Origin of the sequence: Mesorhizobium sp. M7A.F.Ca.CA.001.08.2.1 (assembly GCF_003998455.1) — a bacterium.
Lineage (GTDB): Bacteria > Pseudomonadota > Alphaproteobacteria > Rhizobiales > Rhizobiaceae > Mesorhizobium > Mesorhizobium ciceri.
This window is the reverse complement of record NZ_RZPW01001352.1, coordinates 1-707: the sequence shown is the minus strand read 5'-3', so window position 1 is coordinate 707 and position 707 is coordinate 1. Positions and strand designations below refer to the sequence as shown.

The following is a 707-nucleotide window of genomic DNA, read 5'->3' as shown; positions in this document are numbered from 1 at the left end:
GTATGCGATGTCATCGGCGGCGACAGGCGCATCGTTCACCGGCGTGATGATCAGGGCGACGGTCGCGATGTTGCTCTCGGCGGTACCGTCGGACGCCTTGTAGGTGAAGCTGTCGGCGCCGAAGAAATTGGCCTTCGGTGCATAGGTGAAGCTGCCGTCCGGATTGAGCGTCAGCGTGCCGTTGGTCGGTCCAGCTATGAGAACCGGGGTCAGTGTGTCACCGTCGACGTCGCTGTCGTTGCCAAGCACCGGCACGACAATCGTCCCATCTTCGGCAACGCTTGCGGTGTCATCGGCGGCGACAGGCACATCGTTCACCGGCGTTATGGTCAGCGCGACGGTCGCGATGTTGCTCTCGGCGGTGCCGTCGAACGCCTTGTAGGTGAAGCTGTCGGTGCCGAAGAAGTTGGCCTTCGGCGCGTAAGTGAAGCTGCCGTCCGGATTGAGCGTCAGCGTGCCGTTGGTCGGCTCGGAAACCAGGACCGGCGTCAGCGCGTCACCGTCGACATCGCTGTCGTTGGCGAGGATCGACACCACCAGGCTGCCGTCCTCGGCAACGTATGCGATGTCATCCGCGGCGACAGGCGCATCGTTCACTGGCGTAATGGTCAGGGCGACGGTCGCGATGTTGCTCTCGGCGGTGCCGTCGGACGCCCTGTAGGTGAAGCTGTCGGTGCCGAAGAAGTTGGCCTTCGGCGCATAAGTGA

The 707-nt window shown here is 63.2% G+C and carries 1 protein-coding gene; it reads right to left on the bottom strand.

What is annotated here, in order from left to right:
• On the bottom strand, nt 1-707 hold a 707-nt coding region (locus EN914_RS37320; protein ID WP_127389779.1), incomplete at both ends, for a tandem-95 repeat protein.